This is a genomic window from Burkholderia sp. A9 (genome assembly GCF_000801975.1).
The window spans coordinates 1-24,373 of sequence record NZ_JSZN01000008.1; the positions used below are offsets into that span (position 1 = coordinate 1).

Annotated in this window: 21 protein-coding genes, 2 tRNA genes and 4 pseudogenes; 12 read left to right on the forward strand and 15 right to left on the reverse strand. The window is 62.0% G+C overall.

The features are described 5' to 3' along the window. From PI86_RS17645 to PI86_RS05105, 7 genes and pseudogenes are all read right to left on the reverse strand, one after another. Positions 1–212 (reverse strand): annotated as a pseudogene (locus PI86_RS17645) (putative type VI secretion system effector); the annotation flags it as partial. A gap of 50 nt (positions 213–262) precedes the next feature. Then, positions 263–1,006 carry a putative type VI secretion system effector gene (locus PI86_RS05080; protein ID WP_039319434.1) on the reverse strand — a complete coding sequence of 248 codons (744 nt, stop codon included), beginning with the start codon at positions 1,004–1,006 and terminating at the stop codon, positions 263–265. Positions 1,007–1,056: 50 nt separating this feature from the next. Beyond that, complete coding sequence (locus PI86_RS05085) at positions 1,057–1,794, reverse strand: putative type VI secretion system effector (RefSeq protein ID WP_039319437.1); 738 nt, start codon at positions 1,792–1,794, stop codon at positions 1,057–1,059. Positions 1,795–1,844: 50 nt separating this feature from the next. Continuing rightward, entirely contained in the window at positions 1,845–2,588 is a 744-nt protein-coding gene (locus PI86_RS05090; protein ID WP_039319440.1) for a putative type VI secretion system effector, read from the reverse strand. A 2-nt stretch (positions 2,589–2,590) separates the two neighbouring features. Continuing rightward, the gene (locus PI86_RS05095; protein ID WP_152608049.1) at positions 2,591–5,452 is read right to left on the reverse strand and encodes a T6SS effector BTH_I2691 family protein; all 2,862 of its coding nucleotides are present in this window, start codon (positions 5,450–5,452) and stop codon (positions 2,591–2,593) included. A 27-nt stretch (positions 5,453–5,479) separates the two neighbouring features. Further along, on the reverse strand, positions 5,480–6,490 hold the full coding sequence (locus PI86_RS05100; protein ID WP_039319443.1) for a DUF4123 domain-containing protein: 1,011 nt from the start codon (positions 6,488–6,490) through the stop codon (positions 5,480–5,482). A 4-nt stretch (positions 6,491–6,494) separates the two neighbouring features. Then, entirely contained in the window at positions 6,495–9,026 is a 2,532-nt protein-coding gene (locus tag PI86_RS05105; RefSeq protein ID WP_039319447.1) for a type VI secretion system Vgr family protein, read from the reverse strand. 472 nt (positions 9,027–9,498) lie between these two features. On the opposite strand from PI86_RS05105, the pseudogene PI86_RS17650 reads away from it, so the two are divergent. Beyond that, positions 9,499–9,636 (forward strand): annotated as a pseudogene (locus PI86_RS17650) (preprotein translocase); the annotation flags it as partial. 192 nt (positions 9,637–9,828) lie between these two features. Here the strand turns inward: PI86_RS17650 and PI86_RS05110 are convergent. Next, positions 9,829–10,299, reverse strand: coding sequence for a DUF2846 domain-containing protein (locus tag PI86_RS05110; RefSeq protein WP_051137977.1), 471 nt, complete (start codon positions 10,297–10,299; stop codon positions 9,829–9,831). Between the two features lie 91 nt (positions 10,300–10,390). After that, positions 10,391–10,786: pseudogene (locus PI86_RS05115) on the reverse strand (peptidylprolyl isomerase); the annotation flags it as partial. 122 nt (positions 10,787–10,908) lie between these two features. Between PI86_RS05115 and PI86_RS05120 the strand changes: the two are divergent. The 3 genes and pseudogenes from PI86_RS05120 to PI86_RS16090 all read left to right on the forward strand — a co-directional run. Next, positions 10,909–11,658, forward strand: coding sequence for a DNA/RNA non-specific endonuclease (locus tag PI86_RS05120; protein WP_039319451.1), 750 nt, complete (start codon positions 10,909–10,911; stop codon positions 11,656–11,658). Further along, a complete protein-coding gene (locus PI86_RS05125) occupies positions 11,648–11,914 on the forward strand; it encodes a hypothetical protein (protein WP_039319455.1) in 267 nt (88 codons plus the stop codon). Before PI86_RS05120 ends, PI86_RS05125 begins: the two co-directional genes overlap by 11 nt. Before the next feature lie 354 nt (positions 11,915–12,268). Continuing rightward, positions 12,269–12,385 (forward strand): annotated as a pseudogene (locus tag PI86_RS16090) (IS3-like element ISBcen23 family transposase); the annotation flags it as partial. Positions 12,386–12,475: 90 nt separating this feature from the next. Here PI86_RS16090 and PI86_RS05130 read toward each other — a convergent pair. Further along, positions 12,476–12,552 (reverse strand) — tRNA-Arg (locus tag PI86_RS05130). 171 nt (positions 12,553–12,723) lie between these two features. Further along, on the reverse strand, positions 12,724–13,554 hold the full coding sequence (locus tag PI86_RS05135; protein WP_039319458.1) for an undecaprenyl-diphosphate phosphatase: 831 nt from the start codon (positions 13,552–13,554) through the stop codon (positions 12,724–12,726). Between the two features lie 485 nt (positions 13,555–14,039). Between PI86_RS05135 and PI86_RS05140 the strand changes: the two genes are divergently transcribed. The 5 genes from PI86_RS05140 to PI86_RS05160 all read left to right on the forward strand — a co-directional run bounded on the left by PI86_RS05140 (position 14,040) and on the right by PI86_RS05160 (position 19,563). Further along, positions 14,040–14,951 carry an aldose epimerase family protein gene (locus PI86_RS05140; protein WP_039319461.1) on the forward strand — a complete coding sequence of 304 codons (912 nt, stop codon included), beginning with the start codon at positions 14,040–14,042 and terminating at the stop codon, positions 14,949–14,951. Between the two features lie 133 nt (positions 14,952–15,084). Beyond that, positions 15,085–15,777, forward strand: a complete 693-nt coding sequence (locus PI86_RS05145; RefSeq protein WP_039319464.1) for a peptidoglycan DD-metalloendopeptidase family protein — start codon at positions 15,085–15,087, stop codon at positions 15,775–15,777. Between the two features lie 375 nt (positions 15,778–16,152). Further along, positions 16,153–17,772, forward strand: coding sequence for an acyl-CoA synthetase (locus PI86_RS05150; protein WP_039319466.1), 1,620 nt, complete (start codon positions 16,153–16,155; stop codon positions 17,770–17,772). A gap of 83 nt (positions 17,773–17,855) precedes the next feature. Then, complete coding sequence (locus PI86_RS05155; RefSeq protein ID WP_014897410.1) at positions 17,856–18,182, forward strand: DUF2288 domain-containing protein; 327 nt, start codon at positions 17,856–17,858, stop codon at positions 18,180–18,182. Positions 18,183–18,192: 10 nt separating this feature from the next. Further along, a complete protein-coding gene (locus tag PI86_RS05160) occupies positions 18,193–19,563 on the forward strand; it encodes an MATE family efflux transporter (RefSeq protein WP_014897411.1) in 1,371 nt (456 codons plus the stop codon). Positions 19,564–19,587: 24 nt separating this feature from the next. Here the strand turns inward: PI86_RS05160 and PI86_RS05165 are convergent, their stop codons facing one another. Then, the gene (locus PI86_RS05165) at positions 19,588–19,767 is read right to left on the reverse strand and encodes a hypothetical protein (RefSeq protein WP_039319470.1); all 180 of its coding nucleotides are present in this window, start codon (positions 19,765–19,767) and stop codon (positions 19,588–19,590) included. 135 nt (positions 19,768–19,902) lie between these two features. On the opposite strand from PI86_RS05165, the gene PI86_RS17440 reads away from it, so the two are divergent. Beyond that, a complete protein-coding gene (locus PI86_RS17440) occupies positions 19,903–20,073 on the forward strand; it encodes a hypothetical protein (RefSeq protein WP_014897413.1) in 171 nt (56 codons plus the stop codon). 208 nt (positions 20,074–20,281) lie between these two features. Here the strand turns inward: PI86_RS17440 and PI86_RS05170 are convergent, their stop codons facing one another. Further along, positions 20,282–21,088: a GNAT family N-acetyltransferase gene (locus PI86_RS05170; protein WP_014897414.1), complete on the reverse strand. Its 807-nt coding sequence runs from the start codon at positions 21,086–21,088 to the stop codon at positions 20,282–20,284. 159 nt (positions 21,089–21,247) lie between these two features. Next, positions 21,248–21,709 (reverse strand): phosphohistidine phosphatase SixA, encoded by a 462-nt coding sequence (gene sixA, locus PI86_RS05175; RefSeq protein ID WP_014897415.1) that lies wholly within the window; start codon positions 21,707–21,709, stop codon positions 21,248–21,250. A 160-nt stretch (positions 21,710–21,869) separates the two neighbouring features. Here sixA and PI86_RS05180 point away from each other — a divergent pair. Both PI86_RS05180 and PI86_RS05185 read left to right on the forward strand, forming a co-directional pair. Next, positions 21,870–21,946: transfer RNA gene (locus PI86_RS05180), tRNA-Pro, on the forward strand. Positions 21,947–22,106: 160 nt separating this feature from the next. Then, positions 22,107–22,529, forward strand: coding sequence for a hypothetical protein (locus PI86_RS05185; protein ID WP_039319472.1), 423 nt, complete (start codon positions 22,107–22,109; stop codon positions 22,527–22,529). Positions 22,530–22,583: 54 nt separating this feature from the next. Here PI86_RS05185 and ppx read toward each other — a convergent pair whose 3' ends face one another. Next, positions 22,584–24,101 carry an exopolyphosphatase gene (ppx, locus tag PI86_RS05190; RefSeq protein WP_039319474.1) on the reverse strand — a complete coding sequence of 506 codons (1,518 nt, stop codon included), beginning with the start codon at positions 24,099–24,101 and terminating at the stop codon, positions 22,584–22,586. Positions 24,102–24,373: the final 272 nt, after the last annotated feature.

A 24,373-nucleotide genomic window follows, 5' to 3' on the forward strand; every position in this document is an offset into this window, starting at 1 on the left:
ACTAGGTCCCCCACCGTATCCGTGAACTGCGTGGACGTACTGAGATTCAGTGCAATGTCGTTCAAGCCAGCCAGCGCTGCGACGATCGCAGTTCGCTCCATTGTCTGCTTATCCGCGTCTGTGAAGATCGTCTCATAGGAGGCTCGGCGCTTCGTCAGTCCCGTGATGACTCCACGCAGGAGCACCGGGGCAGTAGCTTGCTTAGGTTCCATCTTTGTATCCGGTTGCAGCCAATGCCCCCACGTCCCCACTCGATGAAGAATCAAGACTCTTCGTAACGAAAAATAAGCTTACCCATTTGCCACGTATCTTCGGGTTGCCGCAGCCTCTTTGACGTCTTCGGCAAACTAACATTGGCAGGGTCTTTCCATCCGAATGTCGAGAATATCCGATTGGCCATTGGCAATTGCCTCTTGAATCTACGACTTAGCCTACAGGCCATAAAAATCGCCATTACTTCAACCGCACCCCACGAAACGATAAAAGATTTAATAAAAAACATCCATCGGTCATGCAAGCCGTTGTATAACATCATCGACGCCACCAGTAGCGTCACCGCCATCGCACAACCGCTCCAGAATAGCATCGAGAGTTTCAGGAATAATTTAAATAGCGCTCTACTCCCACGCTCACAATGAGGGTGAACAGACAAAATGCCATCACTACACCGCCTGATTGCGTATCCAATCCAACCGGATCCTGCCGGCTCCGCGACGACCTGGACTTCATCACCATTCTCGAAGACAGACAGCCAAATCCACGCGCGGACTTCCTCCCCGTTCAGCCTGAAGGTCACTAGATCCCCCATCGTATCCGTGAACTGCGTGGACGCACTGAGATTGAGCGCAATATCGTTCAGGCCAGCCAGCGCTGCGACGATCGCGGTTCGCTCCATTGCCTGTTTGTCCGCGTCCGTGAAGATGGTTTCATAAGAGGCGCGACGCTTCGTCATTCCCGTGATAACCCCACGCAGGAGCACCGGCGCGGCAGCTTGCTTATTTGCCATCTTTGTATCCGATTGCTGTCAACGCCCTCATCTTCCCACTCAATTAAAAATCAGGACTCGCTGTAACGAAAGATCAACTTTCCCATCTGCCACGTATCATCAGGTCGCTTTAGCCTTTTTGACACTTTAGGCAAATCAACGTCGGGGGAATTTCTCCAACCAAATGTTGAAAAAATCTTATTAGCCATCGGCAACTGCCTCTTGAATCTACCACCGATCCTAAGCGCGACGAAAACTGCCAATACCTCCACCGCCAGCCAGATACCAAACAGTGCTTTCCCCAAGAAAACCCACTGATCTCGATCATGAGGCAGCGGCTGCATTAAAAAAAATGTCGGGACTAACGCGCAGATGCTCCAAAATAGCACTGACCATTTTAGGAAAAACTTACCAAGCGCTCTACTACCGCGTTCACAATGAGGGTGAACGGACAAAATTCCGTCACTGCAGCGCCTAATTGCATACCCCATCCATCCGGCTCCCGCCCGCTCCGCGACAACCTCGACCTCGTCGCCGTTTTCGAAGACAGACAGCCAAATCCATGCACGGACTTCCTCACCGTTCAGCGTGAAGGTCACTAGGTCCCCCACTGTATCCGTGAACTGCGTGGACGTACTGAGGTTCAGTGCAATGTCGTTCAAGCCTGCCAGCGCCGCCACGACCGCAGTTCGCTCCATTGTCTGCTTATGCGCGTCCGTGAAGATCGTCTCATAGGAGGCTCGGCGCTTCGCCAGTCCCGTGATGACTCCACGCAGGAGCACTGAGGCAGTAGCCTGCTTAGGTTCCATCTTTGTATCCGGTTGCAGCTAACGTCCCCATGTCCCCACTCGATGAAGAATCAAGACTCTTCATAACGAAAAATAAGCTTACCCATTTGCCACGTATCTTCGGGTTGTCGCAGCCTCTTTGACGTCTTCGGCAAACTAACATTGGGAGGATCTTTCCATCCGAATGTTGCGAATATTCGATTAGCCATTGGCAATTGTCGCTTGAATCTAGAACTTATTCTGTAGGCAATAAAAATAGCCATTGCCTCAATTGCAATCCAAACAACAGAAAAAGATTTCAGAAAGAAATCCCATCTATTATGCAATTCGTTGTACAGCATCATCGACGCCACCAGCAGCGTCATGACCAACGCACACCCACTCCAGAATAGCACCGAGAATTTCATGAAAAATTTAAATAGTGCTCGGCTACCGCGTTCGCAATGAGGGTGAACGGACAAAATGCCATCACTACAGCGTCTAATTGCATACCCCATCCATCCAGCTCCCGCCCGCTCCGCGACGACCTCGACCTCATCACCATTTTCGAAGACGGACAGCCAAATCCATGCACGGACTTCCTCACCGTTCAGCATGAAGGTCACGAGATCCCCCACCGTATCTGTGAACTGCGTGGATGTACTGAGGTTGAGTGCAATGTCGTTCAAGCCAGCCAACGCTGCGACGATCGCCGTGCGCTCCATTGCCTGCTTATCCGCCTCCGTGAAAATGGTTTCATAGGAGGCACGGCGCTTTGTCAGTCCCGTGATGGTTCCTCGCAGAAGCACAGGGGCAGTAGCCTGCTTATTTTCCATCGTCAATTTCCCGTTGCAGCAAGCGCCGCCTCAAAAGCAGCCTGCTGCTTTTCCAATGTGCGCCCCTTGTCTGGTGCAGTTCCGAACGGCGAACTCGATAGCCAGTTTTCAAGGTCATCCGGCGTAAAATAGTTGTAGATCAGCGTAATTACGGTCAAGATCACTGCCACTTCCCAGCCAGTTGCGATCAGGATCAGACGCCCGCTTAGCATTAGCCATCCTCCTGCGGATACTTCAGTCGCAAGCCCGAGTGCAACGGTTTCGCCCGCGTAGGCTCTTGCCCCCTTGAGTACCGTACTCGCGACATATGCTTCCAGTTTCTCTCCCGCAAGACCAACGGCCCGGCCCTCGATCCGAGCCTGAGCTCCTGCCACGCCTGCCGAAAGGCGCCCAACGAACCGCACCGTTCCAGGAGACAGGCTGGCTGATCGCATTAGCAACGGTGCAGAGGAGCTAATAGCCGTTAGAACCGTAGCGACACCAGATCCAAGGTCCAGCACCCCCTTGAAGCCATAGAAGATAGTCTGCTTGTAATTTGCCGACGATACGCCAGATGCAACTTTCATCCCATCAGTCGTGACTGATATAAACGATGAAATCCCACCCAAACAGCTCGCCGCGACTTTCATGCTCGCGAGCGTCGCGCTCGCCGCAGACTTCCCAAAACCGTTGAGCCATTTGTTGTAAACGTTAAGCCCGGCCCCAACCAACGACAAGGTCCCACTGGCAATAGCCAATTCGTCAGCAGCCGTCTTGTTCGGCTTTGTCCAGAGCAGGAAATAATTCATCATCTCGATGATGAACAGCGCCCCGGAGATCTTGACCGACGCGGCGGCCTTGTCCCGCGCGGCGTTCGGTGTAAACCGCGCCTCCGCATACAGCTTGCGTACGAGCGCGCCACGATCATCATTCGCCAACGTTGCGTATGCTTGTGCCCGAACCTGCATGGGATTCAAGCTCGGATTCTTCGCCTTGATTTCCCATATCGTTTTGCTCATCACGGTGTCCATTTGGCCTTCCCAAGCAGCCAGCTTCACCACGATTCGCTTCGCGTCTTCCAGTACGAGGCCCCCACGAACCATCAACGCTCCCTTGATCAGCATGCCGCCAACGGAACGAGAAATCGGCCCGAAGACATTCAGCAACGCGCGCCCCGACCACAGCGTCAATCGCTCGATCCCCAGAGCCTTGAGCGGTCGCTCGGTCGCTGACCCGGCGCGCTCGTGCTTGAAGATGTCCTCGACCTTTTCGTAGAACTTCACGAACGACTTCAGGTAGGCAAGATCGATATAGAGCGACGCCTGCTTCGTCTCGTACCACGACGCGGCCTGATCCACGATCGATTCATTTTTTGTGGCCTGTACCCTCGTCAGGAACGTCTTCATTTCCTGACGAATATCCGTCTGGTTATATGAGAATGCGCGCCAATAGTAGCTGCGCTCATCGGTCGGGTCCATGTTGTTGATGAGCTTCTCGACAATACGCAGCCCCGCATCGGTCGCAGACAATCCGGCATACGCTTCGTCGATCACACCGTGAAACGCCATGCCGTCACCTGCGTCATCCGGATGATAGTCGTTGAGCGCATGCCGGAACGCATCGGCGGCAAGCCAGGCGTCGCGGTCGGGCACACGTTGCTTCTGCAACTGCTCGCACTTGGCTGTGACTTGGTCAAACCATGTACTGAAGTTGTTTGGCCATTTCCCGCCCTTGAGGCTAGCCTGGTATTTGCGCCAGGCCTTGTCACCTGCGGTTTGTTTTTCCGCGGGTGTGAGTTCTCCCGCGTTGTCAATCATCTCCAATGCGGTGGGCGCCATAATGCCGCCATCACCAGCACCAAGCGCAGCACTCATCATGCCCTTGCGCAGGAGACTCTCGCTCAATGCCGCGCCACTGCGAACCGACCGTTCGGCCGCTTCGATGGACTGCGTGGCATCCACGCGAAGCGGCTGCATGCTGGTGAAGCGCATCAGCGTACCGGCGGGATCGTTGTGAAACCCGGCAAGTTCGTGCGCGATACCGATCCCATCCCACAACGCCAGCAGCATCGGCTTATGGGGCGCGCCGCCAGCATTCTCGCCAATGTCATTCATCAGCTTGACCAGACCTTCACTGGCTGAGCCCGACGGCGAAGTTTGACGGATATGCAACGGATAACGCGTGGCCTCCTGCTCCCAAATGGTGTTGTCGGTCGCACGTCCATACTCATCAGTCACGATCGGTTTGGCGGGCGGGGCGAGCAAGTCAGCCTTCAGGCCTGGCTGGTACTCGACGATCTGATCTATCCCGGCCGGTGTAGCGACGGTCGCATGCCCGGCCTCGCCTTTATTCATGCCGAACATGCCGCTTCCCGTCTGGATCCATGTCGCTGGCATGATGACCTGCATGCGTTCGCCGCGCAGCTTCGAGGACGTCGCGTACTTCTGGAACACCTCTTTGATCCATGGATATTCGGAGAAGGCGATGAAGACACGCGTCGCCTTCTCTGGCTTCTCGATGGAGATAACATCCATAGGCACGGCACCACCGCCCTGCGCGCAAGCCGGATCCGTCTTGGGTACCGACGGCAAAGGGATCGTCTGCTTCCAGAGCCGTCCGTCTTCGGTCACCCGGTAGGCTTCCCAGTAGTTGCTGCCACGGGCACCCTTCTCGTAGAAAAGGTAAAGCCAACCCTCTCGGAGCGTCCTCAGGCTGTAGTGATGCGCGCTCAGTGCGATGTCCGTGACACCCGGACCAACAATGCCGGGAGGCATCGCATTCGACATGGTTTTCGGCACAACGGCATATCGCACCGGCAGAATCGCGAGACCCGATTTCATACAGTTCGGGCAGGTCGCGGTACAAGTCAGAGGAGTGTTTGCCATGATCTGTTTCGTTATTCGTTATAGGGTTCAGGCGCGGCCGCCAGCGTTATCCGAGACACGCAAGCGCTCATGCCAAACGCCATTCCGAATTTCCGCAATTTCGTCCGAAGTGAGCTCGTCGATCCGTTCGACATAAAGATCCCCGTCAGCCCTGCTCCCCAGTATCTGTAGAACCCGCGGATGCAGGTCAAACTCCGGATGCCACGTGAGCGCGTGACCGACAAACGCCACCTCATCTTCCTCGTCGGTCAGGCCATAGCGTCGAGCCTTCAGCACCGCTGCCACGGCTGCATCGACCTCATGTTGCTTCGGTTGACGGTCGAGATCGTACGCATGCAGTGCAAGCGCGCGATTGACAACGCCATGGGAATGGATGGCCTGCCACTGTACGGCATCGAGCGCAAAGTCGTCTCGCCGCCCCATGGTGTTCATGCGGGTGATGGGCACCGCTCCGGCGTCGAGGGTATGCCATGCTTGAATGGGACCCAACAAGGCGTGCTGCTGCACCGGTGCCAGCAGAGGCCAGAGCAGTGCTTGCGAACGCGGGTCGTAAAATCTCAGCAGGCAAAGACGACCCCGATCGTCGTTCTGAAGCGCGAGACGCGAGCAATGTGCCGCGACCTCCCCCGCAGATGCCGAACTGGCCAGCCAGCCACCAATGCGCTGCCCCAGGCCCTCGGCCATCGATTGTGGGCGCCTGTCCTCAAGAGCCAGTCGCGCGCTTTCTTCCAGCGCGGCGACACCAGATTCAGTTTTGAGATCCAGTTCGAGAAGGTAGGGATAATGTGCCGGCGAGACCGCCTCGTGATCTATTACCACGTCGGTTTTGGGTAGGTCCGCGCGTAACGGGTTGTCGCCACCATCGTCGGCCAGCGGATCCCGCTGGCTGGGATCGACAAGCAGCAGGCAACGCATGTCCGGATGCTGGTTGAACCAACTCTTTAATGCACCGACCTGCTCGCGAATTCTGACCTCCTCCGCCACGGAATCGTCCGCTTTACTTCCATCGCGCCCTTGCTGTGTCTGCATGTATGACATCGACTTACTCCAGCACGACGGTTGACGCGCTATTGGCGGATGCCGACGCCGTCTGCCACGAACATCCCTTCGTGACGCTCGTAATCTGTGCGGGCAAGCGCATGGACGACGCCCCCTGCTTACTCCACGATGCGCCCTTCTCAAGAATTCGGCCGGTTGTCCCGTTCTCGATCAGGTCCGGCGTGATCTTGATGTACGACCCGCCTGCTCCAATCCAGATCTCCTTGTCCGCCGAAATCACGACCCGACCGTCGACACTGGTGATGTTCAGATCCTGCTGCGAGGTCAACGCCATGGCATCGCTTTTCGCCTGGATCTCGACCTTGCCCTTCGCCGCAAACAGCTTGATCCCTGCGTTCTGCGCGAACAGGCTAATCTTCTCCATCACACTCGCGATCAGCGATTTGCCGGCCGCTACGTGCACGCTCTTGCCACTGACGATATTGACCTGCTGGTTCGCCGTGACCTGCGCCGACTCCTGCGTCGACAGCCCCAAGCCTGCAGGACTCGCCATCAGCATGATCGGCGTCGAAAAGCCATTCGCGTTGCCCGTGCCACCGCCGCCCGTACGACCACCGCTGCCGGCACCGCCACTCACGCTGTAGTGCGTTGCGTCGGTAAACTTCTTGAGCGCGTCCTGCCCCTCCTGCAAACTTTCGGCTTGGTTCGCCGAACTTGCCTGCGACGTCAAATCAACAACGGTTTCCGCACTGGCCAACTGCTCAGACGCAGCCGTTACGTTCAACGGCTGGTTCGTCGCTGTCGGGTGGGTAGATACGAACAAGCCCTGCCCCGCCCGAATGGCGCCATAGGCGTCTGATTTGAGGTCGAACCCGCTCCCAAGGAACGCACCGCGCGTATTGTCGGTCTGCTGGATCAGATACCCCAGGTGCAAGTGAGACTGATAGCTGCTCGAGTAAAGGTGAACCCGATTCTGCTGCGTCGAGTCGTCCATCACGAGCTGGTTGTAGCCGGTGCCGCCGTACTCACGCGAGCGTTGACCGGACAGCAAGCCGTTCGTGTGCCACACCGGCTGCGTAGCCCCCCCGTACATTCTCGCGATGATGACGGGCCGGTCACAGTCACCTTCCATGAAGCCGATGACGACTTCGTCGCCCTTGCGTAGCGGCTGAATCCCACCACGGTTCGAGCCTGCATCAAGGAATGTCGGACGCACCCAGCACGACGCACGCTCGTCCTGGCCATTGCGGCGATTCCAGTGGAACCACACCTTCACCCGGTTCAGCGAATCGGTATACACCTCTTCCCCGCTCGGCCCGGCGACGATTGCATTCTGCAACTGCATCACCGGCTTCTTGTGTTCGAACGGGCTACGGAACGGGACGTTGCGCGGCTGCGCCTCGACCATCACCTGAAAGAAACCTTCGCTGCCATCTGCATGGCGAACCGTCGCGCCAGCCTTCGCTTGCGCAACTTCCGCAGCCAGCCCGTCGGGAAATTGCTCCGCTTCGTCCAGACCGGGCAAGTTATTGCAAATCAACCATTCGACTTCGAGCAAAACAAACTCACGATCCGGTTGACTGCCCGCATCATGCACCGGATGACCGCGAAGTTCGAAGCGCCGCCCCGGCATCGCGCAGCGCAAGCCGCCTATCCCGTGAAAGCGTTTCATCCGCGACTTGCGCTCTTCAAGCCGAATCTGGGCAAGACGCTCGCCTTGCTCACGGTCCGACCACATGTACGCGCCAGGGTAGTCGTAGATCTCCCCATCGGTCGGCAACTGGCCGTTCACGTCGGTCACGCCCTGCACCTGCCGAGGAAGATCGGGGCGCTTATAGTCGAACGAGCGAGACGTCAGTTGCGCACTGTCGATCTGAAGTTGCTCCTTCCATTGCGCAAACCCGTCCAGTTCCCCGCTGATTTCCGTGGGGCCGAACTCGACAACGGGCTGTTTCAGTTGCGGGACGAAATAAACGTCGTCCGTCAGAACCATCGTGTGCGACCGGCCGTTGTCCGCCTGTTCGAAGTACGGGAACACCCCCACCTCTTCGAGACTACGATGAACAAAGTTCAAGTCGTATTCCCACTGCACACGGTTCGAATACGATGGCAGCGGCTTATGTAGATCGAAGCGATATGCTCCGCGCGCTTGCGAGTGTTCGTTGAATACGTCGGTCAGAATCTGCTCGCCGTTCTGCTCCTGCCAGTCACGCATGTCGCGGCGCAGGCGCAAGAAATAGAGCCAAGACGAGAACGCCAGCTTGTAAAAGGTCAACGGTCCATCCGCGCCCAGCCTGCTGAATCGGTGAACGTAGCCATGGATCGGCATGTATGAGCCGTCCGTCTGCTGGATCCAGAGCGTGACCGGCTTGGCGAGTAGCGCACTTAGTTCAATCTGGCTGCCGCGTGGCGAAACGGCATCAATCACGAATTCGTAATCGCGACCGAGTCGAGCCGATCCTTTCACATACAGCGGCAATAACCAGTCGACGCCAAGCGGCGTGTCGAGTTTGACAAGACGGTTGTATTGCGCGTCGCCCAGACGCAACGTCTTATAAAGTGCGGTGTGGCCCATGCAGCTTTCCCTTGGTTGGTATTCAGGTGGGGTTTCTGCCGAGGGCTGATTATAAATGCCTTTTAGAACAAGACGATAGTGGACCTCACATACTGACCTATCTCAAATAAATTGGCGACCACACGTTCGTGCGTGCAATTGCCGGAATCTCACAATCTTTCAGGAAAAATTTCCGATTTCACCGTGAGCCAGATTTTTTAAATAACATATTACCGATCTGAACACGGCCAGCTACGACCGCTCCGCCGATGCATTTCCACGCCGGCGCACTTCGCTCAGGAGTTTTCGTGATCTCTGCCCCCACCTTCGTGCTGATCGGGCTGGGCCCCACACTCGTCGCCATGTTCCCGGTGGGTTTCTATTGGCTCGCCACCAACGACCAGCCGACACGCCCACATTCCCTCGTCGCTCCGCCACCGGCTCCCGGCGCCACCGTCACGCGTGATCGAGATGGATCTACTTCCATGAGCTGATGAACGAGACACCGCCGAACAGGCGGCAGCTGGCTAACCTAACCGAACAAGGAAAGTCATGGGCGCCCTCTGAATGGGAGTTCGCTAGTAACAGATCCGAGGACGGAAAGATTGCTGAGCCCAGAAAAGCCCACGACGGTGGCTGCCCCTTGGAGACCCGGGGACAGTCGCCCTGGTAGCTGCCTTGCGCGATCGCCGGAGTCTGCGTAACGCAGATCGATGCGCGACGAGTACCGACGTGTCGAAAAGAAGCTTTTCTAACGTTGCAGGCACCAGGAATAACGCCCACTTACGCGGGCGTCGGTACAAGCGCTAGCAACAACACATCGTCACTTTGCAGCGTCAGCCTGATCAGATTTCAGAACCGTCAGTTTCGATTCTTTCACCCCGTCCCGCCCGGTAGTGTCGTCGACGAGTTGTAGCTTGCTGCGAGCGTACATGATACCCATCTTGACCTCCTGCCAAACGTAGTAGATCTTTCCGGCAACCGTGTCCACGTCCAGCGTTGAGTCGTTTTCCGCCTTCGAGACCAACTGATGATGGCCAGGCTCTACCTCGCTATACAGGTAAGTTTTCGCGGCCGTGTCGCCCAAAATCTTCCCGTCCAGTATCACCGGCATCTTGACGGCTCCGCCCATGCTTTCGTTTCGATAGACGTAAATTGCCGCCTTCTCATGCGGAGCGCTGAACGTCTTAAGTTCAGCGTCGCGCTGTGGATCGCCCATTGGCACCGAGGCACATCCCACCAGAGTGCCAGCGGTCAACCCGAGAACAAAAAAAGATCGCAGATGCAGTTTCATTTTAAAACCCCGTTTATCTTACTGCGAATCTAAAAATCGAAGTGCCGCGCATAACGCGATATATCGCGCAACACGTTCGCTGCCACACTACTCACTGCTGGATCTTCGCGTCCTTCATTAATCCACCAACAAACTCAGCTGTGGCCGTCTCCAGCGCGAGTACCTGCAACTGCTGCTGGATCGTCGCCTTCGTCGTGTCGAATGACGGCACCTGTGTAGGCCGCTTCGCATCGACCTTGACGATTGCGCGCGGTCCATTGGCATCGTTACCCGATGCAATCGATTGCGGCGTTATGCCACCCGCCGGCAACTGAATGATTGCCTGCGCAACCGCAAGTGGCAAGCCCTGCGTCTTCCCTTCCACCACCGGCGTCTTGAAACTTACCCACGGGAGTTCACCACCGGCCGCAGCAGTAGGCGCCTGGCTGTACTGACGCGCCAGTGCCTCGAACGACTGCCCCGATATAAGTTGTGCCACCACGGTCGCCCCCTCGCGTCACGGCTGCTGTATTGCCGTCGCGGAATTGCCCAACGGAAATTGCGCGCCGATACGGCGATCAGCGGAGGGTTCAGCCGTATACTTCGAGCCCCACACACGACGCAACTCCTATGCGACAAATCTTCGCGTGCGCGCTAATGGCCCTTGCCACTCACGCCTTTGCTTCCAGCTCCTGCCCGCAGTTCAGTCCGAAAGGAAAATCTCCGGTCGTCACCAATCCTCGGATAGCAGCGAAGACGCGCCTCCTGTGCTATTCAGATTTTGAGGTGTTGCACTCGAGCATCACGCACGGACCGCTTTGGTCAGCCGAACACCTGACCCGTTCGCACCTCGCGGCGGCGAAGAACGAGATCCGCACGAACCGATTCTTCGAGGAGTCGCGGTTACCGAACGGAGAAGGCGCGCGACTGACGGACTACCGCAAAAGTGGCTACGATCGCGGGCACATGAGCCCAGCTGGTGATCGCTGGAATGATCGGGCAATGGCCGAATCGTTTACGCTTGCAAACATGGTGCCGCAGAATCCGACGAACAATCGTCACCTGTGGGCACACGTCGAGGAAGCGGTTCGCCGGATCGGTCTGCGCGCGACGGACACATACGTTGTCACGGGGCCGATGTTCAAGGGTGCAGAATTGACGACGATCGGCAAATCTGGCGTCATCGTTCCAACCCAGATTTTCAAGGTAGTCTATGTACCTCAGAAGCGGCTCGCGTTCGCAGTCGTGGCTAATAACACCGCAACCAAGCGCTACACGATTGCGACGGTACACGAGGTCGAGGCGCAAAGTGGCCTGCGATTCCCCGGCATTCCGGAATCGCTGAAGGACACACGCATCGGAGGTCTAAATGGAGTTTAAGGCGTTTGCAGACGACTCGACCGTCGTGAATATTCACGGCGACGCGTTCACCATCACCAACGATCCTGAGCGGATCGTATTGTCAGGCACGTTAGAACTGACGCGCGACAAAGCAGGCCTCGCCGCCGCACTTGCACTACAGCAGGCCGTCGCGAGCATCGTAGACGTACTTCAGCACGATCCCGCACTGCCCCAACACGTCCGCGATGCGCCCACCGCACCGAAGGGTAAAATCAAGAACCCCTTCACTGGATAGACGGACTCCTCGTCCGACAGCTGAGTCCACTGGCCACCCATACCGTTAAAGATGAAGCAATGAGCAGCAAGTAGGTGGTTATGGATTGCAGTGCACCAGCACGCCATGGCCACCAAAGCTCGACATTACAGTCCTTCAGATCCGCCCGCAGTGTCCGAGCGTACCTCGTTGCTCATCGCATTTGCGTTGACGGGTATCCAGTCGTTCCAAGCGGTCTACGACGCGCAAGAGAAAGACCTAATCTGGCAACAGCTCAGCGATCGAGATCGCCGATTTTGGACGACCCGTAACGATGGGGTCTTTTGAGGCACCGCCAGTACGCGACATGATTGGCTTTCGGCAACAGCGGGATGCTGGCGGCAGTTCTACAACGAGCGCCGGCCCCACAGCGCGCATCACTATCAACCTCCCGCCACGGTCCGTCGAGCCTGGCTGGATGCCGATAATATCGACGCGAGACTCGCTGCCTGATTGGCTACAAAATTCCGCCTCAGGTCAGCTTGATCGTTTGAGTTTTGTGTAACCCCGGCGTAACCCCGGAATGCCTGGAAGTGCTCGGAATGGCCCGCCCTACACGATTCGAACGTGTGACCTACGGCTTAGAAGGCCGTTGCTCTATCCAACTGAGCTAAGGGCGGTCGAGGAGAAAAGACACGGCCACAACCCGGACCGCATTTGACGCGCGAGGCTTCGAGCACCACCACAACCACCGGCTCAAAGCCCCGAAACGAAACGGGCCCGGCATGAAGCCGAGCCCGAAATTATACCCGATCATCGCGCCATATCACGCGCGACCGGCGCTGCAGCCGTCAAACCGGCTGCGCATGCAGCATGAACCACCCGAGACAGAACACCCCGGCGATCACGCAATACACGCCGAACGACGCCAGCCGCCCGCGCCCTTCGAAATAGCGCATCAGGAACCGCACGCTCAGATAAGCGGCGATCGCCGTCAGCACGCCGCCAAGCAGCGCATCCGCGAGCTGGTCGCGCGCGTGGAACAGCTTCGGCAATTCGAGCACGCCCGCCGCGAAAATGATCGGCGTGCCGAGCAGAAACGAAAACTCCGCCGCCTTCTCCGCCGTCAGCCCGGCCGCATTGCCGGCGATCATCGTCAGCCCGCTGCGCGAGAAACCCGGAATCAGCGCGCCGATCTGCGCGAGGCCCACGAAGAACGCCTGCTTGAACGTCATCTTCTCCGGCGCCTGGTGCGCACGGCTGCGCTGGATACGATCGCCGACCCACAGCAGCACGCCGTTGATGATCAGCGCGATCGCGACGATCCGCAGGTCGTGGAAGATGTGCTCGATGCGCTTTTCGAGCAGCAGCCCGACGATGCCGGTCGGGATCGTGCCGATGATCAGCGCCCACATCAGGTGGCCGTCGTCGTTCTTGCGGCCGCCGAGCTGCGCGAAGAAGCCGCTGATCAGCGCGATCCAGCGTGCCCGGAAATACCACAGCAGCGCGAGCGCGGTGCCGAGGTGCAGCGCGACGAGGAACGGCAGCAGTTGCGGCGCATGCTTGTCGATGTGCATGCCGAACAGCGCCGGCACGAGCAGCGTGTGGCCGAGACTGCTGACGGGGAAGAGTTCGGTGACGCCCTGCAGGACGCTCAGGAATACCAGAAACCAGAGACTCACGCGTCGGTCCTTTTAGTGGAGATCAATCGGGTAGAAAAGCGGACGACGCAGTGCGCGTCCGAAAAAAACGCGCCCCGATTATGCCCAGCCAGGATTACCGCGCCAAGGCATTTGGCAGGTTATTGCGGCAATGCACACAAACGCTTGCAACATGTAAGCTTACAGAAAGCAAAAGGCCCGCCATTTGCATGGCGGGCCTTTCGAATCCGGCACAAATTGCAGTCAGCGGCCGAGCTGGTAGAAAAATAGTACCGTGCTGCCGGTGAACATGCCGAACAGTGCGATTCCCATTGCCATTGCCAGATCCATGGCCTCTCCACAAAGTGTCATGACCCGGCAACATCACCGGTTTAGTTGCATTATCCGGACCGCCGACCCTCCGAAAAACTCGCAATTTCCCGAGAAGGGTTTTCCCCGACCGCATCGCGGCCCGATAATGGAGCGCGCCAGCGCGCACCCTGCCCACCCGTTCATACCGATTCGCCATGCCGACCTTCCAGCAGCACGACATTCATGAACTTCACGCCGGCCCGTCGCTCGTTCGGGTCGCCCCGCAATTCGGCGGCCGCCTGCTGTCCTGGCACGTGGACGGCGAGCCGGTCATCTTCTGGCCGGAAACGGCCGACTGGACCAACCTCGCGCGCGTGCGCGGCGGCAATCCTCTGCTGTTCCCGTTCCTCGGCCGCCACCGCGTCGACGGCGAACTCGGCCGCTGGCGCGATGCCGCCGGCGTGGTCCGCGACCTGCCGATGCACGGCTTCGCGCGCGACCTGCCGTTCGCAGCGCAGCCGTCGGCCGACGGCACGGCGCTGTCGATGACGCTCGATGCAAACGACACGCTGCGCGACAGCTACCCGTTCGACTTCCGGTTCGAAACGACCTACCGGCTCGCCGACTCGCACACGCTCGACGTCGCGCTCACCACGACCAACCGCGGCGACACGCCGCTGCCGTACTACGCGGGCCACCATTTCTATTTCGCACTGCCGCACGGCGAACGCGCCGACACCGCGCTCGAGCTGCCGCCGACGCGCCGCTGCATGCAGCGTGCGGACGGCTCGATCAGCCCGCTCGAACCCGGCGCAGCCTCGTACAGCCTCGGCGACCCGGACATCCTCGACCGCTTCCACTGCCTCGACGGCGCGCCGTCCACGCCGGTGCGCATCGTAATGCCGGGCCGCCGCCGCACGATCGAGATCGAGCTCGACGTGCCGGGCTCGATCCCGTGGTACGCGGTCACGACCTGGACCGAAAAGCCGGAATCGGACTTCTACTGTGTCGAACCGTGGCTCGGCCTGCCGGACGCCATCCACAACGGCCTCGGGCTGCGCATGCTCGCACCGGGCGCGACTGAAACGGCCACGCTACGGATTCGCGTGCTCCCGCTCGCCGGCTGATATCGGCCGCCCCGAACCGGTGCGCGCCGGCCGCGCCCGCGGCCCGAAACTGCGGTGCGCGGGTCGAACCCGTTAAACTCTGACGTTTTGTATTGCCTGCCGCGTCGCGCGCGGCAGGGTTTTGCGAGGTTCAATGTTCGGAACAACAACGAAGCGGCTGTTCGCGGCCGCCTGCGCCGCGCTGCTCGTCGCGTGCGGCTCCGCACCCGTCGGCCCCGGGTTCTACCGCGTCGAGCGCGGCGACACGCTCTACAAGATCGCGCGCGAGAATCGCACGTCGACGCAGAACATCGTGCGCTGGAACCAGATCACGAACCCCGACGCGATCGAGGTCGGCCAGGTGCTGCGCGTCGCACCGCCGCCCGGCACGACGACCGCGTCGACCACCGGCACCGGCAGCGCGGGCCGCAGTCGCCCCGCGCCTTCCGCGCCGGTCGAATCGGCCGTCAAGCCGGCCACCAGCATCGCGCTGATCTGGCCGGCCGCCGGCAACGTGGTGCGGACCTTCGACGGCTCGAAATCAAAGGGCATCGATATCGCGAACTCGACGGGCACGCAGGTGATGGCCGCGGCGCCGGGCGTCGTCGTCTACGCCGGCAACGGCCTGCGCGGCTACGGCAACCTGATCATCCTGAAGCACAATGCCGACTACCTGACGGCCTACGCGCACAACCGCGCGCTGCTCGTGAAGGAAGGCCAGTCGGTCACGCAAGGGCAAACGATCGCCGAGATGGGCAACAGCGACAGCGATCGCGTCGCGCTGCATTTCGAGCTGCGCTACGGCGGCCGCTCGATCGATCCTGCACGCTACCTGCCCGCGCGCTGAGCGCGCCGCGAGCGACAGGCGACACGCGATCCCGGCACGCATCGCGTGTCGTCGCGCGGAACATCGGGAAGGTTGTGTCAGCGCCTGCGCAGACGTCCGGTGAAACGGCCGGACAACGGATCGACGCGGCGGGCAAACGCCACCAGCACACCGATTCCGAACAGGCTGAACCCCGCAGCTATCAGAAGCAAATCCATGGTCACATCACTGTTTTGTCATGATCTTATGCATCATTGCGGAATCGTGCACTGAGGCGCCCCCGTTGCACGAGCCCGAACATTCCCTATCTATCAGGCGCCATTGTGGATTCGGTCACGTGAAATGCAGATGTAATCCGCGGACGAATCCCGCCGTTCGACACCGAGGAGACCTGCGATGCTGCCCGCCGCAAACCGCTACGACGACCTGCTCTCCCGCTTCGCGTGGGACGTTCCGGCCCGCTACAACATCGGCGTGGACGTCTGCGACAAGTGGGCCGACGGCAGCGGACGGCTCGCGCTGATCCACGAAACGTCGCATGGCGATGTGTCGCGTCTCACCTTCGACGACCTGAGGAATGCCTCTAACCGGCTCGCGAACAGCTTCGCGCGTGCGGGCCTGCAACGCGGCGACCGGATCGGCATCTTTCTCGCTCAGGGCCCCGAAACGGCGATTGCCCATCTCGCCGCGTACAAGCTCGGCGCGATCGCGGTGCCGCTGTTCACGCTGTTCGGCGTCGATGCGCTCGAATACCGGCTGGCGAACAGCGAAGCCGCCGCGCTCGTCACCGATGCGGCCGGCTACGCGAAGATCGCGCCGCTGCGCGCGCAACTGCCGGCGCTGCACACGTGCTACTGCATCGGCGGCGATGCGCCCGACGCGCCGGGCGTGCTGCGCTACGACGCCGCACTCGCCGCCGAATCGCCGGATTTCGTGCCGGCGGACACCGCAGCCGACGATCCGGCGGTGATCATCTACACGTCGGGGACGACCGGCAAGCCGAAAGGCGCGCTGCATGCGCACCGCGTGTTGCTGGGCCACCTGCCGGGCGTCGAGATGTCGCAGCAATGCTTCCCGCGCGACGCGCGCCTGTTCTGGACGCCCGCCGACTGGGCGTGGATCGGCGGGTTGCTCGACGTGCTGCTGCCGTCATGGCATCACGGCGTGCCCGTGCTCGCACACCGCTTCGAGAAGTTCGACGGCGAAGCCGCGTTCGCGCTGATGGCCCGGCACGGCGTGTCCCACGCGTTCCTGCCGCCCACCGCGCTGAAGCTGATGCGTGCGGTGCCCGCGCCGCGCGAACGCCACACGCTGGCGCTGAAGTCGGTCGCGAGCGGCGGGGAATCGCTCGGCACCGAACTCACGGCCTGGGGACGCGAAGCGCTCGGCGTGACGATCAACGAGTTCTACGGGCAGACCGAATGCAACATGGTGCTGTCGTCGTGCGCGGCACTGTTCGATGCGCAGCCCGGTGCGATCGGCAAGGCGGTGCCCGGCCACACGGTCGCGATCGTCGACGCGCACGGCACGCCGCTGCCGCCCGGCGTCGAGGGGCGCATCGCGGTGCGCCGCCCCGACCCGGTGATGTTCCTCGAATACTGGCGCAATCCCGCTGCGACGCACGACAAGTTCGCGGGCGACTACCTGCTCACGGGCGACACCGGCACGATCGACGCAGATGGCTTCGTGCGCTTCGTCGGCCGCGACGACGACGTGATCACAAGCGCCGGCTACCGGATCGGCCCAGGCCCGATCGAGGACTGCCTGCTCACGCATCCGGCGGTGCGGATGGCGGCCGTGGTCGGCGTGCCCGACGCGACGCGCACCGAAATCGTCAAGGCGTTCGTCGTGCTGAACCCCGGCCATGTCGGCGACGACGCGCTGGTCCAGGCACTGCAGGCACACGTGCGCACGCGGCTGGCCGCGCACGAATACCCGCGCGCGATCGCGTTCGTCGACGGGCTGCCGATGACGGCAACCGGCAAGATCGTGCGACGCGCGCTGCGCGACGCGTGAGCCGGGCGCAGCCGCGCCGGGCGGCCGGCCGGTCGCCCGGATGGTTTATAGTGGCGCCACGCAGTCTATCCAACGCATATCCGATGTCCTCCGACCAACACGAATCTGCCGCGGGCGCGTCGCACAGCCCGCTCTACGCCAAACTCCTCGGCGAAACCGCCAAGATCGACTGGTGCGATCTCGAACGCTTCTTCGCGCAAGGCAAGCTGCTGTCCGTCGCGCGCGACCTCGACCTCGTCAGCGTCGCGGAAGCCATTGCCGGCGACGACGCCGAACAGGTCACGCGCTGGCTCTCGGCCGGCATCGTCGCGCGCATGCCGGCGGAAACCGCCGCCGACTACGCGGCGCGCAATCCGGAACTGTGGGCGGTCGTCGTGTCGCCGTGGGTGTGCGTGCAGGAACGCGCCTGACGCGTCCGCCATGTCCGAATCCGCATTACCGCACGGGGCCGACGCCGGGTCGGCTGCCGTCTCGCATCGGCGCGTGCTCGCGCTCGCATTCCCGATCGTCCTTGCGAACCTGACTCAGCCCATCCTCGGCGCGGTCGACACGGCCGTCGCCGGCCACCTCGACGGTGCGCAGTATCTCGGCGGCGTGGCGCTCGGCGGGCTGTTCTTCAACTTCGTGTTCTGGGGTTTCGGCTTCCTGCGCATGGGCACGACCGGCCTCGTCGCGCAGGCGCACGGCGCCGGCGACGCCGCCGGCATCCGGCTGAACGTGCTGCGTGCGCTGATCGTCGCGTTCGCGCTCGGCGCCGCCGTGCTCGCGCTGCAAGTGCCGCTGCTGTCGTTCGCGCTGAGCGCGCTGGGCGGCAGCGAGGCCGTCCGTACGACGGCGCTGGCCTATAGCCACGCGCGGATCTGGAGCGCCCCGTTCGCGCTCGCGAACTACGTCGTGCTCGGCTACCTGCTCGGCGTGCAGCGGGTGCGGCTCGCGCTCGTCGCGCAGGTCTTCATCAACGCGGTGAACATCGGCGCGGTGCTGCTCTACGTGTACGGCTTCGGCTGGGGCATTGCCGGGATCGGTGCGGCAACCGCGACCGCGGACGCGTGCGGCTTCGCGCTCGGTGCGTGGATGCTGTGGCGGCTGCGGCCGCGCGGCCTGGCGCCGCTTGCCGCGCGTGCGCTGGCCGACCGCGCGGCGCTCAAGCGGCTGATCGCGCTCAATCGCGACATCTTCCTGCGCACGCTGTGCCTGCTCGGCGCGTTCGGCTGGTTCGCGCACCTCGGCGCGAAACAAGGCGACGCGACGCTCGCGGCCAACGCGCTGCTGCTGAATTTCCAGACCTTCATGGCGTACGGGCTCGACGGCTTCGCGCATGCGGCCGAGGCGCTCGTCGGCGCCGCAGCGGGTGCGCGCGACCGCGCCGCCTTCCGGCAGGCCGTGCGCGTCACGCTGCTGTGGTCCGCGCTCGGTGCGCTGCTGTTCGCATTCGTCTATTGGGCGGCCGGCGGCTGGATCGTCGCGCAACTGACCGACCAGGCCGAGATTCGCGCGGTCGCGCTGCGCTACCTGCCGTGGGCGGCGATCTCGCCGATCGTGTCGGTGTGGGGGTTCCTGCTCGACGGCGTGTTCATCGGCGCGACGCAGACGCAGTCGCTGATGCGCGCGATGGTCGCGTCGTTCGCGGTCTTCATCGCCGCGACGCTCGTCGCCGTCGGCCCGTTCGGCAATCACGGGCTGTGGTTCGCGCTGCTGCTCTTCATGGTCGCGCGCGGCGCAACGCTCGCACGCTACCTGCCGGCGCTGCTGCGGCGGATCGGCACCGACGCGCCCGCGGCCCGCGCCTGACAGCCGCGCGGGCCGGCCGTTTCGTTATTGCGCGGGTGCCGACGGCGCCGGCTCGCCGAGCATCGACGGCGGCGTCATGTCGGTCTGCACGCCGTGGTAATCGGCCGGATCTTGCGGCGGGTGGCCGCGGCGGGCCTGTTGGGGATCGCTGCCACAACCGGCAAGAATGGACGCGGCCAGCACGGCCAGCATGAAACGGCTCATCGGGAAGGCTCCTGAAAACGGCGCGCCCATCGCGCGCCAGGACCGCGCCGAGTCTAGCGGAATTCCGGGTTAGGGGTCGCCCCGCGTATGTTCTAACATGTACGCATGGCGCTGTACCGTTGAAAGGAGGCTGCCATGTCGTCTGAAGAGATCGCTGGCCTGATCGGCCTATTCATCGGTCTGATGGTGCTCGTCGCCCTGTCCTATTTCGAGTCGCGCGAATACAAGCGCAACCACGGCGGCGAAGGGATGATCCATCACTGGATGGCCGAACACCACCTGCTCGACTGGCGGCGCAAGCACTAGCCGAGCCGCCGGCGGCGTCCGGGCCACCCGATGCGCGGCCCGCGCGCAAACGTGCCGTCCCGGCGCGGTGGCAGCCGCGTACCGCTGAAATTAACAGGGCCGGATACATCCGCTCGATCCGAATAGCCGAACGCCGTCGCGTGGCAGCCTGCCGCGCGACGGCGTTCGTTTGCGTGCGCGCCGTGACCGGCGCACCGCGATTCGGGGGTCAGCCCAGGAAATGCCGGGCGTAGCGCGCGTTGATGTCCGACAACCGGAACAGCGTCAGGAAATCCGCGCAGTTGAAGTCGGGATCCCACGCCGGCGCGCCGCAAATCTTCGCGCCGAGGCGCAGATAACCCTTGATCAGCGGCGGCGGCGCGACGACGGTGCCGGTCTGCAGCTCGTCGACCGGCAGCGCCGTATGCGGGAACGCGCGGTATTCCGGCGCCGTCAGCGAGTTCGCGGGCAGCGACTGATACAGGTTTGCCGCATAGTGCCCGCCGTCGGCCATCGACACGCTCGCGCAACCGAGCATCGTCTCGTAGCCGTTCTGCATCATGTACGCGCCGAGACCGCCCCACAGCGCCATGATCACGGCGCCGCTGCGGTAGTCGCTGTGCACGCACGAGCGGCCGACCTCGACCATCTTGCCGCGCAGGTGCGTCAGGCGCGACAGGTCGAATTCGCCTTCCGCATACAGACGGCCGACGCGCGCGGCCTGGTGCGGCGGCAGCACGCGGTACGTGCCGACCACTTTCAGGGTGTCCAGATCGCGCACCAGCAGGTGGTCACAATAGGCGTCGAACGGATCGACGTCGAGACCGGAGGGACCACTGACCTGTGCGCCCATCTCTTCGGCGAACACGGTGTAACGCAGGCGCTGGGCCTCGCGCAGTTCGTCTTCCGTGCGCGCCCAGGCGGCACGCAGACGGTACTCGGATGTGACGGTTTCGGCAGCGCGCGGCAGGTGACGCCGCGTCGTGTCGAGGGGCAGCGAGGCAAAAGGGAGCGTAGGCGTCGGCAGTTCTCGCATTAGGCTTTCCTGGTCGTAAGGAATAGGACGACATGCCAGCCAATGTAGTAACCGGCCGTTACCGTTCTGTGGCACGACCGTGTCCTTTCAATGACGTGTCGCCGAATTGACTTTAGCAGAAAGCTTGCGAAACCGTATGAAGAATGCCTTCAACCCCCTTCACACAAGGTCCGGCGTCAATACCGCGCGCAGCACGGCCTGACGGCTGCCGTCGCGCGTGCGGCTCGCGAGCCACACGATGCCGCCCTTCTTGACGCTCCAGCTGTCGTCGTTGCCGGCGATCAACTGCGCAGCGACGCTGCCGAGCGTCGGCTGGTGCCCGACGATCACGACCGTCGGCGCGATGCCGTCGGGCCAGCCGGCGGCCGTCAGCACGTCTTCGACGCTGCCGCCCGGCGCGAGCGCCTCGATGGTCCGGTACTGGTCAGTCAGCGCCTCGACGGTCTGCACGGTGCGTGCGGCCGGGCTCGCGAGGATCACGCTGCTCGATTCGAGCCGGCTACGCAGCCACTTGGCCATCGCCTGCGCTTCCTTGCGCCCGCGGGCGGTCAGCTGGCGCGCGAGGTCGCTTGCCGCGTAGTCTTCGGCTTCGGCGTGGCGCCACAGGATCAGGTTCATCATGATGTCTCTCCATGCGTCGGTGCACGATCCGGGCACATGCATGCGCGCCGGTCGCCCATCTGCAAATTGTCGTCGATCGCGGCCGTTTCGCCATCACATACATCGTATGCATAACGTGGTTGACCCCGCCCCCCATTAGGCGATAGAATCTTTGGCTCGTCGGAGCGTAGCGCAGCCTGGTAGCGCATCTGATTTGGGATCAGAGGGTCGTAGGTTCGAATCCTATCGCTCCGACCACGAGATACACGATAAGGGTTGCAAGCCATCGCGCTTGCAGCCCTTTTTCGTTTGGTCCGCCGCGCGCCGTTCGCCGCCACGCGCTGGCGTTCCGTCCGCCACCCGCGCACGAATCTTGCGGGAACACACGATAATATCCGTGACCAACCCGCAACCGCGCATGAAAAAACACGCTCTCAAGATCGCCCTGCTCGGCGCGCTGCTCGCCTCCGGCGCCGCGCCGGCCAAGTCGCTCGACAATGCGCTCGACTGCCACTCGAACGGCCACAAGTTCGTCGCGCCGCTGCTCGCGGCCGGCGACATCCAGTCGGAGCCGATGCACGTCGAATCGAATTCCGTGAATGCGTTCCGCACGAACCATCCGCTGACCGCGTACGGCTTCGGCGTCTATGTCGTGCTCGGCTACCAGGCGAACGACCCGATCTTCCAGCCGGGCGACGGCACGCCGATCGGCGAATGGGCGTACGGCGTCGTGGTGCGCGGTACGAAGAACGCGGTGGAACAGGCCGTGCGCAAGGCCGGCAGCGATGCCACCGTCAAGCAGGCGTTCCCGTTCCTGACCGCGATCGTGTGCTCGGACTGAGCGCGTCGCAAGGAAGGCCGTGCGGCGCGAGCGCGCCGCCCCGGTACCGGCGCGTTACGCGCCCGTATAAACCACGCGATACGGAATACCGACCTTCTCCCACTCGGCCGCTTCCTGGCTGAGGCTGTAGTCGGTCAGCGGGTTCTGCTCGACCCACGCGCCCGGCAGGCGCACTTCATACCCGCCCTTCTTCATCTGCGACACGGAAATCTCCGGCAGCCCGGCATCGGTCCGGCGCCGGCACAGCAGCGCCGCCAGCCGCAGACAGAACAGCAGCGGCCATTCGACCTCCCGCGCCTGCGACAGCTTGCCGAGCTTGCCCGCGTGCCCGAGCACGAGCGCGGCCAGGCGCGCCTGGTCGGTGCGCGAGAAACCCGGCATGTCGGCATTGCTCGCGATATACGCGGAATGCTTGTGATACGAGCTGTGCGAGATCGACAGGCCGATCTCGTGCAACGCGGCAGCCCAGCCGAGGAACATCCGGCCTTCCTCGCGCTGCTCGTCGTCGTCGGAGTCCTCGAGCTCGTCGTAGAACCGCACGGCCAGCCCGGCGATCCGCTCGGCCTGCGCACGATCGACGCCATAACGGCGCGTGAAGCCTTCGACGGTCACCGCACGCATGTCCTCGTGCTGGGTCCGGCCGAGCAGGTCGTACAGCACGCCGAGACGCAGCGCGCCGTCGGTGGTATCGACATAGTCGATGCCCAGTTCCTCGAACACCGCGAGCATGATCGCGAGGCCGCCGGCGAGCACCGGCACGCGATCGGGCTTCAACGCGACCAGCTTCAGCCGGTTCACGTTCTCGGACTTGATCAGCGCGCGCTTCAGGCGTTCGAGCCCGCCGCGCGAAATGCCGTGCGTGATGCCCGCATCGTTGAAGCCGTTCGCCTCGACGAGCTCCGCGAGCGCCCGCGCGGTGCCGGACGAACCGATCGCCTGGTCCCAGCCGGCTTTCTTGTATTCGCTCGAAATGATCTGGATCTCGCGCTTGGCCGCGAGTTCGGCCTGCCGCATCGTGTATTCGTCGACGTTGCCGGCCGGGAAGAACGCCCGGCTATGGCTCACGCAGCCGATATAGAGGCTCTCCATCACGATCGGCGTGTAGTGCGAGCCGATGATGAATTCGGTCGAGCCGCCGCCGATGTCGACGACGAGCCGCTTGCCGGCGCTCGCCGGCACCGAATGCGCGGCGCCCGCGTAGATCAGACGCGCCTCTTCGCGGCCCGCGATCACTTCGATCGGAAAACCGAGCGCCGCTTCGGCCTCGCCGAGAAACTCGCCCGCGTTCTTCGCGACACGCAGCGTGTTGGTCGCCACCGCCCGCACGTGATCGGGATGGAAATCGCGCAGGCGCTCGCCGAACCGCTTGAGCGCATCCCAGCCACGTTCCTGCGACGCGCGATCGAGCATCTTGTCGCTCGACAGGCCCGCGGCCAGTCGAACGGGCTCGCGCAGCGCATCGACGGGATAGATCTGGCTGCCCGCCGGCGTCTCCTCGACGCGCCCGACGATCAGCCGGAAGCTGTTCGAGCCGAGATCCACGGCAGCCAGCAAGTGGGGAGAGGTAACCATCAGAAGGGGGCTCCGTGCGCGTTCGCCCTCGGCAGCCGGTCCGGCGCGCGCAAGGCGATCAATCAAAGGCGACATTTTAAGCGTGGAACGCTTGCCGTTGCCACGCTCCACGGGCATGTACCCCGGTAGATTGTATATAGCGGAAACATTTATGAGACAAAACGGTTCCGGCGTAGAATTTCCCGATATAAATACACCACCGTCATCAGAACGTCATCGTACCGTGAGAGTTTCCGAGCGTCCTTTCGAATCATCGCCCGAATCACCCCCTA